Source organism: Neisseria sp. SLRRB23 (assembly GCF_050896295.1).
In the GTDB taxonomy this organism is placed as follows: Bacteria; Pseudomonadota; Gammaproteobacteria; order Burkholderiales; family Neisseriaceae; genus Neisseria.
Window position 1 is genome coordinate 1 of the sequence record NZ_JBPBFH010000016.1, and the last position, 13,314, is coordinate 13,314.

The following is a 13,314-nucleotide window of genomic DNA, read 5'->3' on the forward strand; positions in this document are numbered from 1 at the left end:
ACGCAAGGCAGTCGCTGTCTTTGTTTGAAAACTTCGGCTTCCGCTACACCGGCCCCGTGGACGGTCATAACGTCGAGCATCTGGTTGACGTATTGAAAGACTTGCGCAGCCGCAAAGGCCCGCAACTGCTGCACGTCATCACCAAAAAAGGCAACGGCTACAAACTCGCCGAAAACGATCCCGTCAAATACCACGCCGTCGCCAACCTGCCCAAAGAAGGCACGGCGCAAATGCCGTCTGAAAAAGAACCCAAGCCCGCCGCCAAACCTACCTATACGCAAGTGTTTGGCAAATGGCTGTGCGACCAGGCGGCGGTAGATTCCCGATTGGCGGCGATTACCCCCGCCATGCGCGAAGGCAGCGGACTGGTGGAGTTTGAACAACGATTCCCCGACCGCTATTTCGATGTCGGCATCGCCGAGCAGCACGCCGTTACCTTTGCCGGCGGTTTGGCTTGCGAAGGCATGAAACCCGTCGTGGCGATTTATTCCACCTTTTTACAACGCGCCTACGACCAACTGGTGCACGACATCGCCCTGCAAAACCTGCCCGTTTTGTTTGCCGTCGACCGTGCGGGCATCGTCGGCGCGGACGGCCCGACCCATGCCGGCTTGTACGATTTGAGCTTCTTGCGCTGCGTGCCGAACATGATTGTTGCCGCGCCGAGCGATGAAAACGAATGCCGCCTGCTGCTTTCGACCTGCTATCAGGCAGACGCGCCCGCTGCCGTCCGCTATCCGCGCGGCACGGGTACAGGCGCGCCGGTTTCAGACGGCATGGAAACCGTGGAAATCGGCAAGGGCATTATCCGCCGCGAAGGTGAGAAAACCGCCTTCATTGCCTTCGGCAGCATGGTTGCCCCCGCATTGGCGGTTGCTGAAAAACTGAACGCCACCGTCGCCGATATGCGCTTTGTCAAACCGATAGACGAAGAGTTGATTGTCCGCCTCGCCCAAAGCCACGATTACATCGTTACCGCCGAAGAAAACGCCGAACAAGGCGGCGCAGGCAGCGCGGTGCTGGAAGTATTGGCGAAACACGGCATCTGCAAACCCGTCTTGCTTTTGGGCGTTGCCGATACCGTAACCGAACACGGCGACCCGAAAAAACTTTTGGACGATTTGGGTTTGAGTGCCGAAGCGGTTGAACGCCGCGTGCGTGCATGGCTGCCGGACCGATATGCGACAAACTAAGCCACCCGTTATCGGCAGGTGAAACCCTTGCGTTTTTTACCGACAGTTTCTGTGCCGGCTTGTTCGTCCTAACAGTAGGAAACATGATTGTCCGGCCGGATATCATGCAAGACAAAATGCCGTCTGAAACCATGACGCGGTTTCAGACGGCATTGTTGCGGTTTTGTTCGGCAAGCTTACCAAATTCCGTCAAAGTTCCTCGTACCGCGCCAGAATTTCCACCTGTCCGCGGCGGTAAACGTCAGCGTGCCGCCGTTTAATCCGTCTGTGGAGATATCCAGCCGTTTGATTTTGCCGGTGCGGACGGATTCGTAAAGCGGTGCGAACCAGCGTTCTTCCCACTGCTGTAAAACCGATGCATACCGCTCCCTGTCTCCCGTCAGTCCGGACAGGCGCAAATCGTCCATAAACAGGATATGGTGCGTATCAGGCAGGTGTGCCGCCGTTTCCGCATAAGCTCGGAAGCTGTCGGGCAATGCTCGGCGGTTCGGATGAAAACGGCTCCAAACCGTATCGGCAAAAACCGTGCCGCCCTGCCCGCCACCGTTCAGACCGTCCCAAAGCCACAGCCCGTTCAACTCGGGCAGCCCGCGTTTCCTGCGGTCATGATTGACGGGATGCGCGGCCAGCCACATTTGGATTTCGGTTTGGACGCGCAACCACGTTACCGCATCTTCTCCGTCCGGCTGATCGTCCGCACCCAACAATCCGCCCAAATCTAAAACAGGTTTCGCCCCCCAGCGGTATGGCCGTTGCATGGAAACCAGCCATAATTCGGGCAGAATGGGCGTAAAATGCCAGGAAATGTCGCGGTAAAATTCAGACAGGTCAAAACAAAGGCGTTCGGCCTCGCCTTTTCCGATGTCCAAATATTCCGCCGTCAGTACATTTGCCTGATGCATCCCCATCTTTTGCCAGACGGGAGAGGCAAGCGCAACGGCTTCAGACGGCATATTCAGGTCTTTCGCCGCATTTTCCGCCAACTCCCCGCACCACAAATAACGTGCGTAAAATGACGATGGTGCGCAGCGTTGCCGGTGCAGCGTGCCGTATCTCAGCATAGTATTGAATGCCGGCAGGTTCAACGGAATACGGGCTTCGTCTTCATCCAAATTAAGCGAAGGGATGGCGAGTGTGAGTTTCATTGTTGAAATGTTTTCAAAAGACAGTTTTAGACGCAACATTATAGAGGATTCGGCACAAACGCCGTAGAAAAGGAGCAACATGGCAATCTTTCCGCTTTCGGAAAAGCATCGGAAATACGCGCTTCGTACGCTTGCCGTTACGATTATTTTGGTGTCGGCGGCATACATTGCTTCGACAGAGAGGACGGAACGCGTCAGACCGCAGCGCGTGGAACAAAAACTGCCGCCGCTGTCTTGGGGCGGCAGCGGCGTTCAGACGGCATATTGGGTGCAGGAGGCGGTGCAGCCGGGCGACTCGCTGGCGGACGTGCTGGCGCGTTCGGGTATGGCGCGGGACGAGATTGCCCGAATCACGGAAAAATATGGCGGCGAAGCCGATATGCGGCATTTGCGGGCCGACCAGTCGGTTCATGTTTTAGTCGGCAGCGACGGCAGTGCGCGCGAAGTGCAGTTTTTTACCGATGAGGAGGGAGAACGCAATTTTGTCGCTCTGGAGAAAAAAGGCGGCACATGGCGGCGGTCAGATTCCGAAGCGGACATGAAAGTATTACTCACGCTGCGTTCGGTCGTAGTCAAAACCTCGGCACGCGGCGCGTTGGCTCGGGCGGAAGTACCTGTCGAAATCCGCGAATCCTTGAGCGGGATTTTTGCCGGCCGTTTCAACCTTGCAGACCTTCAGGAAGGAGATATCGTGCGCCTGCTCTACGACAGCCTGTATTTTCACGGTCAACAAATGGCGACCAGCGATATTTTGGCGGCGGAAGTTGTCAAAGGCGGCACAAGCTACCAAGCGTTTTATTACCGTTCCGGCAGCAAAGGTTCGGAAGGCGGCAACTATTACGATCAAGACGGCACAGTCGTACAACAGAAAACAGGGTTCAACATCGAACCACTGGTTTACACCCGTATTTCTTCGCCGTTCGGCTACCGTATGCACCCTACCCTGCACACGTGGAGGCTGCACACCGGCATCGATTACGCCGCACCTCCTGGAACGCCGGTCAAGGCTTCCGCCGACGGCATCATCACATTTAAGGGCTGGAAAGGAGGTTACGGCAACGCGGTCATGATACAGCACGCCAACGGTGTAGAAACGCTGTATGCACATTTAAGCGCGTTCTCACAGGCACAAGGCAATGTGCGCAGCGGAGAAGTAATCGGCTTCGTGGGTTCGACAGGGCGTTCGACCGGCCCCCACCTGCATTACGAGGCGCGCATCAACGGGCAGCCCGTCAACCCTGCCTCGGTCGCATTGCCGACACCCGAATTGACGCAGGCAGACAAAGCGGAGTTTGCCAGACAGAAACAGAAAGCTGACGCGCTGCTGGCATCAATACGCGGCATACCGGTTGCCGTGTCGCAAACGGATTAACCCGAGATGTACGGTTTCTCAATATTTATCCATACCGTAAAAACAACGCTCGATAACCGTGTAATAAGAATGTGAAGCATACGGAACGGTACTGTTTAAAATTAAATGCCGTCTGTAATCCATTCGGATTCAGACGGCATTTTGGATATTAATTTTCGAATCGGCTTTACACCACGATGTTCACCAGTCTGCCCGGCACGACGATGATTTTCTTGGCAGGCTTGCCTTCCATGAATTTCACCGCGCCTTCGGTGGTGAGTGCGGCAGCTTCGAGGTCGGCTTTGGAGGCGTCGGCGGCGACGGTGATTTTTCCGCGCAGTTTGCCGTTGACTTGAACCATGACTTCGATTTCGGATTTGACCAAGGCGGCTTCATCGACTGTCGGCCAGCCTGCTTCCCACAGTTTCGCGCCGTTTAATTCGCTCCACAAGGTTTCGCAAATGTGCGGCACAATCGGCCACAGCAGGCGTACGGCGGCTTCCAATACTTCTTGGGCGACGGCGCGGCCTTGTTCGCTGCCGGTGTCGGTTTTGTCGTATTGGTTGAGCAATTCCATCACGGCGGCGATGGCGGTGTTGAACTGCTGGCGGCGGCCGTAGTCGTCGCTGACTTTGGCGATAGTGGAATGCAGTTTGTGGCGCAGGTCTTTGAGTTCTTTAGACAAACCATCTTGGCTGCCTGCGAACGCTTTGACCGCGCCGCCTTGTTTCAGGTATTCGTAAACGGTGCGCCACAGGCGGCGCAGGAAGCGGTGTGCGCCTTCGACGCCGCTGTCGCTCCATTCGAGGGACTGTTCGGGCGGTGCGGCAAACATCATGAACAGGCGGGCGGTGTCCGCGCCGTAGGCGTTAATCAGTTCTTGCGGATCGACGCCGTTGTTTTTGGACTTGGACATTTTTTCCGTGCCGCTGATGACGACGGGCAGGCCGTCGGCTTTGAGGACGGCGGAAACGGGGCGGCCTTTGTCGTCGAACGTCAGCTCGACATCGGCGGGGTTGATCCAGTCTTTGCCGCCTTTGTCGTTTTCGCGGTAGTAGGTTTCGCAGACGACCATGCCTTGCGTGAGCAGGCGTTTGAACGGTTCGTCAACATTGACCAAACCTTCGTCGCGCATCAGTTTGGTGAAGAAACGCGCGTACAAGAGATGCAAAATCGCGTGTTCGATACCGCCGATGTATTGGTCGACCGCGCCCCAGTATTTCGCGGCTTCTGCCGATACCATGCCGTCTGAAAACTTGGGCGACATATAGCGGAAGAAATACCAGCTTGATTCCATGAAGGTGTCCATGGTGTCGGTTTCGCGTTTCGCCGCGCCGCCGCAGCACGGGCAGGCAGTTTCGTAAAACTCGGGCATTTTTGCCAGCGGCGAACCCATGCCGTCGGGTACGACGTTTTCGGGCAGAACGACGGGCAGTTGGTCGGCTGGGACGGGTACGTCGCCGCATTTTTCGCAATGGACGATGGGAATTGGACAGCCCCAGTAGCGTTGGCGCGAAATACCCCAATCGCGCAGGCGGTATTGGGTTTTCGGTTCGCCTGCGTCTTGGCTTTGCAGCTTGGCGGCGATGGCGTCGAATGCCGTCTGAAAATTCATGCCGTCCAAGTCGCCGCTGTTGACCAATACGCCGTTTTCTTTGTCGCCGTACCACTCTTGCCATTGGTCTGCATCGAATGCGTTGTCGCCGACGGCAATGACTTGTTTTTTCGGCAGATTGTATTTGGTGGCGAACTCGAAATCGCGTTCGTCGTGCGCCGGAACTGCCATCACTGCGCCGTCGCCGTAGCCCCACAATACATAGTTGGCAATCCACACTTCCAGTTTGTCGCCGTTGAGCGGGTTGACGACGTAGCGACCGGTCGGCACGCCTTTTTTCTCCATCGTCGCCATATCGGCTTCGGCAACCGAGCCGGCTTTGCATTCGGCGATAAATGCCTGCAATTCGGGTTTGTCGGCGGCTGCGGCTGTTGCCAGCGGATGTTCGGCGGCAACAGCGACATAAGTCGCACCCATCAGCGTGTCGGGGCGGGTGGTATAAACTTGCAGGAATTTCGCGTAATCGCCTTCCAAACCTTGTTTGCTGTCGTCTGAAACGGCGAAGCGCACGGTCATACCGCGAGATTTGCCAATCCAGTTGCGCTGCATGGTTTTGACTTGTTCCGGCCAGTGTTCCAGCTTGTCCAAGTCGTTGAGCAGCTCTTCGGCGTAATCCGTGATTTTGAAGTAATACATCGGGATTTCGCGTTTTTCGATTAACGCTCCCGAACGCCAGCCGCGTCCGTCGATAACTTGCTCGTTGGCAAGGACGGTTTGGTCGACCGGGTCCCAGTTCACCGTGCCGTTTTTGCGATAGACGATGCCTTTTTCAAACAGCTTGGTAAACAGCCATTGTTCCCAGCGGTAGTATTCGGGTTTGCAGGTGGCGACTTCGCGCGCCCAGTCAATTGCAAAACCCAGGCTTTTGAGCTGGGTTTTCATGTATTCGATGTTGTCGTAAGTCCAGGCGGCAGGGGCGACATTGTGTTTCATCGCCGCGTTTTCCGCAGGCATGCCGAACGCGTCCCAACCCATAGGCTGCATAACGTTGAAGCCGTTTAAAAGTTTGAAGCGGCTCAATACGTCGCCGATGGTGTAGTTGCGCACGTGCCCCATATGCAGCTTGCCGCTGGGATAGGGGAACATAGAGAGGCAGTAGTATTTGGGTTTGGAAGCGTCTTCGGAGACGTTGAAAATACGCTCGTCGTCCCATTTTTTCTGCGCCGCAGGCTCGATGGCGGCGGGCTGGTAATGTTCTTGCATGGTCATTCTGTTTTTCGCTTGAAAACGTTAGGAATTTAAAAAGAGGAATTATAACAGGTTGCCGATGTCGGCGAATCGGCAAATTGCCGGCAGGATGCGTAAATTCGCACGCGCATCATTCCGTATGCCGTACAAATACACTGCGTTTACTGATACGCACGTTTTTTATGCTAATATTACAAACCAAAATCAAACGTTTAAACTTCCTGTAACAAGTCTGCCAAATCAGACGGCAAACAGGTATCAGACAAAAAGGACTTTGCACATGAAAACAAAACAAATCGTTAAACTTGGCTTAGCAGTATTGGCAGCCGGCGTTCTGTCTGCCTGCGCAACCAAAAGCAACGTCAAAGCCGACGGCACGACCGACAATCCGGTCTTCCCAAAACCCTATTCCGTAACGCTCGACAACAAGCGCGGCACATTCCCGACTTATGACGAACTGGATCAGATGCGCCCCGGCCTGACCAAAGACGACATCTACAAAATCCTGGGTCGCCCGCATTACGATGAAGGCATGTACGGCGTACACGAATGGGATTACCTGTTCCACTTCCANACCCCGGGCGTAGGTATCGACCCTGAAAACACTTACGGCGTGGAAGGCGTTACTACCTGCCAATACAAAGTGATTTTCGATAAAGACAAATTTGCCCGCAGCTTCTACTGGAATCCCGTATTCCCGAAAGATGCCGTCTGCCCACCACCTGCACCTAAAGCCGAGCCGCAAGTCATTATCCGCGAAATCGTACCAGCAACGCCTAAACGTATCCGCCAATAATCCAATATGCCGTTCCGCCTGTTTTTAGAGATATTATGCGGCTTATCGATGGTTGCTCCCATATATGCACAGGGGCAACCGGATGCGGTCAGTGCCTATATTCAAAAGAAAAAAGTCATCGTAAACACATCCAAAGCGGAACTCTGTTTTGCCGATGACCATCAGTGCCATCCTGTCCTTATCGGCGTTTCCACACCCAAAGGAAAGTTTGATTTGACACTGAACAGCACCGACAAACCCGGATACGGCGGCGAAGTTATCGGATTCAAACAGGAAGGCGACTTCCTGTTTGCCCTGCACCGCGTTTGGAATNAGATACCGTCGGAAAGACGGAGCGAACGTATCGCATCTTCGGTTGTGTCCGACAGGATTATGACCAACGGCTGCATCAACGTCAGCGACGCGGTATACGAAAAACTACGCCATTATTTTGTATTGGAAGTAATTTAAACAGACGGATACCGTATATAGCGGTATCCGTTTTCACATCATGCCCCAAATCCTGATAAAAGCCATGCATATGCCGTCTGAAAAACGTTAAAAACACCTTCAAGATTTCAGGGGCATTACCTGCCTTTTCCAACAGAACAATCAGACAGCACCTAGGAGAACCTTATGCACGAACAAACCCGCATCCTCTGCCGAGAACTGAGCCTGCTGGAATTCAACCGCCGTGTTTTGGCGCAGGCAGAAGACAAAAACGTCCCCCTGCTGGAACGTCTGCGTTTCCTGTGCATCGTTTCATCCAACCTCGATGAATTCTTCGAAGTCCGCATGGCGTGGCTCAAGCGTGAAAACAAACTGCATCCCCGGCGCAAGCTGGACAACGGGAAAATGCCGTCTGAAACCATTGCGGACGTTACTAAGGCAGCACGTTCGCTGATTCGGCACCAATACGACCTGTTTAACAACGTCCTTCAACCGGAACTGGCACAAGAAGGCATCTTTTTTTACCGCCGCCGAAATTGGACAGACACACAGAAAAAATGGATTGAAGACTATTTTGACCGTGAGTTGTTGCCGATTCTGACCCCCATCGGACTCGACCCTTCCCACCCCTTCCCGCGACCGCTAAACAAATCGCTGAACTTTGCCGTAGAACTCGACGGCACAGACGCATTCGGCAGACCCTCGGGTATGGCGATTGTCCAGGCACCGCGCATCCTGCCGCGCGTTGTTCCCCTGCCGTCCGAACTGTGTGGCGGCGGACACGGCTTTGTCTTCCTCTCCTCCATCCTGCACGCCCACGTCGGCAAACTCTTTCCCGGCATGACGGTCAAAGGCTGCCACCAATTCCGCCTCACCCGCGACAGCGACTTGACCGTCGATGAAGAAGACCTCAAAAACCTCCGGGCTGCCATCCAAAACGAACTGCACGATCGGGAATACGGAGACGGCGTACGCCTTGAAGTCGCCGACACCTGCCCTGCCTACATCCACGACTTCCTGCTGTCGCAATTCAAACTGACCGCTGCCGAACTTTACCAAGTCAAAGGTCCGGTCAACCTCGTACGCCTCAACGCCGTTCCCGATTTGGTTGACCGTCCTGATTTAAAATTTCCGCCCCATACACAAGGCAGGTTGAAAGCCTTGGGTAAAAACGGCTCGATATTCAAACTGATACGCCGCGCACCTATCCTTCTGCACCATCCGTACCAGTCCTTCGACCCCGTCGTCCACATGATACGCGAAGCCGCCGCAGACCCCGCCGTCCTTGCCGTCAAAATGACCATCTACCGCACCGGCAGCAATTCCGAACTCGTACGCGCCTTGATGAAGGCCGCGTTGGCAGGCAAACAGGTTACCGTCGTGGTCGAACTGATGGCGCGTTTTGATGAGGCCAACAACGTCAACTGGGCGCAACAGCTTGAAAATGCAGGTGCACACGTCGTTTACGGCGTATTCGGCTATAAAGTTCATGCCAAAATGGCACTGGTCATCCGCCGCGAGGACGGCGTGCTCAAACGTTATGCCCACCTCGGTACCGGCAACTACCACCAAGGCACATCGCGCATCTACACCGACTTCGGCATCATTACCGACGACGACCAAATTACCGCCGACGTAAACACTTTGTTTATGGAAATCACAGGTTTGGGCAAACCCGGCCGTCTGAACAAGCTCTATCAGAGCCCCTTTACCCTGCACAAAATGGTCATCAACCGCATCAGACAGGAAACCGCACACGCCAAAGCAGGCAAGCCGGCACGGATTACTGCCAAGATGAATTCGCTTATCGAACTGAGCGTGATTGATGCGCTGTACCAAGCCAGCGCAGCAGGCGTGCAAGTCGACTTGATTGTGCGCGGCATGTGCACCCTGCGTCCCGGTGTAAAAGGATTGTCCGAAAACATCCGCGTCCGCTCCATCGTCGGCAGACAGCTCGAACACTCACGGATTTACTGCTTCCACAACAACGGCGCGGACGATACGTTTATTTCCAGCGCAGACTGGATGGGACGCAACTTCTTCCGACGCATTGAAGTAGCAACGCCAGTTACCACGCCAACCCTCAAAAAGCGCGTTATACATGAAGGACTGACCATGGCACTGGACGACAACACCCATGCATGGCTGATGCAGCCGGACGGCAGCTATATCAGAGCCACACCTGCCGAAGGCAAATCCGAAGTCGACCTGCAAAACGATTTGTGGGATTTGCTCGGAGGCTGACCCGTACCGCCCCAATCAAAAACCATGCCGTCTGAAACCTTTCCGTTTCAGACGGCATAGCTTTGCAGCAATCTAAACAGGGCGGACTGGAATCAAAAACACACCTTCGCCATTTCCACACAAGCACTTCCCCTATACGCTCCCAACCCCAATCCGCCGCATTCCAGACGGCATTATAGTGGATTAACAAAAATCAGGACAAGGCGACGAAGCCGCAGACAGTACAAATAGTACGGAACCGATTCACTTGGTGCTTCAGCACCTTAGAGAATCGTTCTCTTTGAGCTAAGGCGAGGCAACGCTGTACTGGTTTTTGTTAATCCACTATACCTTTCCGACAGCCGAACAAAACCCCGAATCCGCCTGCACGGTTCGGGGCATATCTCCAATACGGGCATCGCGCTCCGGAAAACCGTCAAATCCGCATCGGCATCACAATATATTTGAAATTCGGATTGTTCGGTACGGTAAACAAGGTCGAACGGTTGGCATCGCCGAAAGCAAGCTGCACATCGTCGGAATGAATATTTCGCAACACGTCCATCAGATAACCGATATTGAAACCAACTTCAAGTTCGCCGCCCTGATAGGCAATCTCGATTTCTTCGCGCGCTTCTTCCTGTTCGTTGTTGCTGCACACAACGCTCAAGAGGCCGGGCTGCAAAAACAATCGCGCACCGCGGAATTTTTCATTAGCAAGAATCGATGCACGTTCCAACGCGCCCAACAATTCCGCCCTCGACAACACGAAAATCTTGTCGTTATCCAAAGGAATCACACGGTTGAAATCAGGGAATTTGCCGTCAATGACTTTGCTGACGATGGTTGTGCTGTTGCAACGGAAGCGAACCTGTTTGTCCAAGAGTTCCACCTGAATCGGATCGGACGGATTATTCAACAGTTTGAAAAGCTCCAAAACCGTTTTGCGCGGCAAAATAACCTCGGTTCGCGGCAAATCCGCATCAATGGCGCAAGCCGAATAAGCAAGCCGGTGTCCGTCTGTCGCCACAAGGCGCAATTGCCCGCCTTCGACCTGCATCAGCAAACCGTTGAGATAATAGCGGATGTCCTGCACCGCCATACTGTATTGAACCTGTGAAAGCATGGACTTGAAGGCTTCCTGTTCCAACTCGAAAACGGCACTGACATCCTCGCCGATATTCATTTGAGGAAAATCTTCGGCAGGCAGGGTTTGCAGGGCAAAACGGGACTTGCCCGCCTTCAACGTCAGACGGTTGTCGTCCCAATCCAACGAAACCAATGCACCTGCCGGCAGTGCCCGTAAAATGTCCTGAAATTTCTTGGCATTGGTCGTAATACGAAAATCCGCCGCACTGCATTCCGGACCGGAAGTATCGATTTGGATTTCCAAATCGGTTGCCAAAAGCCGGGTTTGACCGTCCCTGCCCTCAATCAGCACATTGGACAGGATAGGCAGGGTGTGGCGGCGTTCGACAATGCCGGTAACGGCTTGCAACGGCTTGAGCAGGCTGTCGCGCTCGGCTTGTAAAATCAACATATTCGCTCCTTTGAATCGGTTTGTATCTTTACCCTTCGGACGGCTTGTGCAATATCATGCCGTCTGAAAACGTTTTCCATCAGTTTTGAATCAGAATCAGCAGCTTTTCATAATCCTGAGCCAATTCCGGATCTTCTTCGCGCAGTTTCGACACGGCCCTGATACCGTGCATAACGGTCGTATGGTCGCGCCCGCCAAACGAATCGCCGATAGACGGCAGGCTCAACGTGGTCAGCTCTTTGGTCAGGCTCATCGCCACCTGGCGCGGACGGGCAATGTTTCGTGTCCGTTTCTTACCGAGCACATCGCTGATTCTGATACGGTAATATTTGGCAACGGCATCAATAATAATATCGGCGGTAATGACCTTATGCTTCTCGGCAATAATGTCCTGCAAAGCCGTACGCGCCAAATCGATATCGATAACCGGCCGGTTCATAAAGCGGCTGCTCGCACTGACACGGTTAAACGCACCTTCCAATTCGCGCACATTGGAACGGATCAGGTTGGCAATAAACAATGCCGCCTCGTCTTCGATGCTGATACCCGCCGCCTCTGCCTTTTTCTGCAAAATGGCGATGCGCATTTCCAATTCGGGCGGTTCGAGTTCCAAAGTCAAACCCCAAGAGAAACGCGATTTGAGCCGGTCGTCCATGCCTTCGATTTTGGCAGGCAACACATCGCAAGTGAGGATGAGCTGTTTTTTCTCGTTGTGGAAATGATTGTACAGATAGAAGAATTCCTCCATCGTACGGTCTTTGCCTTTGATGAACTGGATGTCGTCGATAATCAGCAGGTCGTATTGCTTGTATTGCTGCTTGAATACGTCATAGGTATTGTTGCGAACCGCCTTCATAAAGCTGCGGATATAGTCGTCCGAATGCATATAGCGCACTTTCGCATCGGGACGGTTTTTCAACAGCTCGTTACCCACGGCCTGAACCAAGTGGGTTTTACCCAAACCCGTACTGCCATAGAGAAAAAACGGGTTATAACTCTGTCCCGGACTTTCCGCTATCGCCTGCGCGGCGGCAGCTGCAAGGCGGTTGCCCTTACCTTCTACCAACGTATCAAACGTGTAATCCGAAGACAGGTTGGTTTGTTCGTAACGCGCCTCTTCCGCATCACGCTGCGCATCCGTCCGCGCTTTCGCAAGCACCTCCGCTTCCGGACGGGAAGCAGGTTCGGCAGTATGGCGCGGCTCATGCGGGAGGTTTTTCATACGTTCCGCCAAAATATCCGCCGCCGTTTTCGCCTGTACGGATTTGGCAGACCCTTCAGACGGCATTTCATCCGACAACTCCGCCTGCACCGGCAATTCATCCCGCACCTCGTGCACGGGTGGTTTTTCTACAACCTCGACATCCGCCATCTCATAGCGTATGCCTTCGCCGGGTTTGAATATGAATGCGGCACGGTTAGGCACCAATTCCTGCATCACCGCCTCGATTTTCCCGGCAAACTGGCTCTTAAGCATATTGCAGGCAAACTGGTTTTTACCGTACACCACCCACACTTCCCCTTCTTCACCGACCGTAAGGGGCGCAATCCATTGCGCAAACTGCCCGTGAGGCAATATATCGTGAAGACGGCGGAGGCACAGCGGCCAAAACTCTGCTAGTGTCATAGATAAGCTCGAATCGGTAAAAATGAAATCGAAAACAAAGAAAATATAATATTTTCAAAAAGAAAACAAATCTGTTGAACACACATCGGTTCAAAATGCAGCGAACCGATTATACCGACTCGCCGATATTTTATCCACAACCCGTGCAAAAATTTATCCACAGAAAGGCGGCAGAAATTTGCAGGAAATCGGGCAATCCTCCTGCAA

The 13,314-nt window shown here is 53.7% G+C and carries 9 protein-coding genes; 5 read left to right on the top strand and 4 right to left on the bottom strand.

What is annotated here, in order from left to right; genetic code table 11:
- A partial coding sequence (dxs, locus tag ACRPFF_RS05670; RefSeq protein WP_432674058.1) for a 1-deoxy-D-xylulose-5-phosphate synthase occupies positions 1-1,193 on the top strand: 1,193 nt, incomplete at its 5' end.
- Between the two features lie 176 nt (positions 1,194-1,369).
- On the opposite strand, the gene ACRPFF_RS05675 is transcribed toward dxs, so the two are convergent.
- Entirely contained in the window at positions 1,370-2,338 is a 969-nt protein-coding gene (locus ACRPFF_RS05675; RefSeq protein WP_432674084.1) for a hypothetical protein, read from the bottom strand.
- A 79-nt stretch (positions 2,339-2,417) separates the two neighbouring features.
- Between ACRPFF_RS05675 and ACRPFF_RS05680 the strand changes: the two genes are divergently transcribed.
- Positions 2,418-3,710, top strand: coding sequence for a M23 family metallopeptidase (locus ACRPFF_RS05680; RefSeq protein WP_432674059.1), 1,293 nt, complete (start codon positions 2,418-2,420; stop codon positions 3,708-3,710).
- Positions 3,711-3,876: 166 nt separating this feature from the next.
- On the opposite strand, the gene leuS is transcribed toward ACRPFF_RS05680, so the two are convergent.
- On the bottom strand, positions 3,877-6,507 hold the full coding sequence (gene leuS, locus ACRPFF_RS05685; protein ID WP_432674060.1) for a leucine--tRNA ligase: 2,631 nt from the start codon (positions 6,505-6,507) through the stop codon (positions 3,877-3,879).
- Positions 6,508-6,772: 265 nt separating this feature from the next.
- Between leuS and ACRPFF_RS05690 the strand changes: the two genes are divergently transcribed.
- The 3 genes from ACRPFF_RS05690 to ppk1 all read left to right on the top strand — a co-directional run bounded on the left by ACRPFF_RS05690 (position 6,773) and on the right by ppk1 (position 9,961).
- Positions 6,773-7,288, top strand: coding sequence for an outer membrane protein assembly factor BamE (locus ACRPFF_RS05690; protein ID WP_432674061.1), 516 nt, complete (start codon positions 6,773-6,775; stop codon positions 7,286-7,288).
- A 6-nt stretch (positions 7,289-7,294) separates the two neighbouring features.
- Entirely contained in the window at positions 7,295-7,738 is a 444-nt protein-coding gene (locus tag ACRPFF_RS05695; RefSeq protein ID WP_432674062.1) for a murein L,D-transpeptidase, read from the top strand.
- Between the two features lie 165 nt (positions 7,739-7,903).
- Complete coding sequence (gene ppk1, locus ACRPFF_RS05700; protein WP_432674063.1) at positions 7,904-9,961, top strand: polyphosphate kinase 1; 2,058 nt, start codon at positions 7,904-7,906, stop codon at positions 9,959-9,961.
- 415 nt (positions 9,962-10,376) lie between these two features.
- Here ppk1 and dnaN read toward each other — a convergent pair whose 3' ends face one another.
- Positions 10,377-11,480 (bottom strand): DNA polymerase III subunit beta, encoded by a 1,104-nt coding sequence (gene dnaN, locus ACRPFF_RS05705; protein WP_432674064.1) that lies wholly within the window; start codon positions 11,478-11,480, stop codon positions 10,377-10,379.
- A 79-nt stretch (positions 11,481-11,559) separates the two neighbouring features.
- Complete coding sequence (gene dnaA, locus ACRPFF_RS05710; protein WP_432674065.1) at positions 11,560-13,107, bottom strand: chromosomal replication initiator protein DnaA; 1,548 nt, start codon at positions 13,105-13,107, stop codon at positions 11,560-11,562.
- Between the last annotated feature and the right edge of the window lie 207 nt (positions 13,108-13,314).

Excerpts from the sequence above, each read along its gene's own strand:
- ACRPFF_RS05675 (WP_432674084.1), bottom strand. The coding sequence starts at position 2,338 with ATGAAACTCACACTCGCCATCCCTTCGCTTAATTTGGATGAAGACGAA.
- ACRPFF_RS05680 (WP_432674059.1), top strand. The coding sequence starts at position 2,418 with ATGGCAATCTTTCCGCTTTCGGAAAAGCATCGGAAATACGCGCTTCGT.
- leuS (WP_432674060.1), bottom strand. The coding sequence starts at position 6,507 with ATGCAAGAACATTACCAGCCCGCCGCCATCGAGCCTGCGGCGCAGAAA.
- ppk1 (WP_432674063.1), top strand. The coding sequence starts at position 7,904 with ATGCACGAACAAACCCGCATCCTCTGCCGAGAACTGAGCCTGCTGGAA.
- dnaN (WP_432674064.1), bottom strand. The coding sequence starts at position 11,480 with ATGTTGATTTTACAAGCCGAGCGCGACAGCCTGCTCAAGCCGTTGCAA.
- dnaA (WP_432674065.1), bottom strand. The coding sequence starts at position 13,107 with ATGACACTAGCAGAGTTTTGGCCGCTGTGCCTCCGCCGTCTTCACGAT.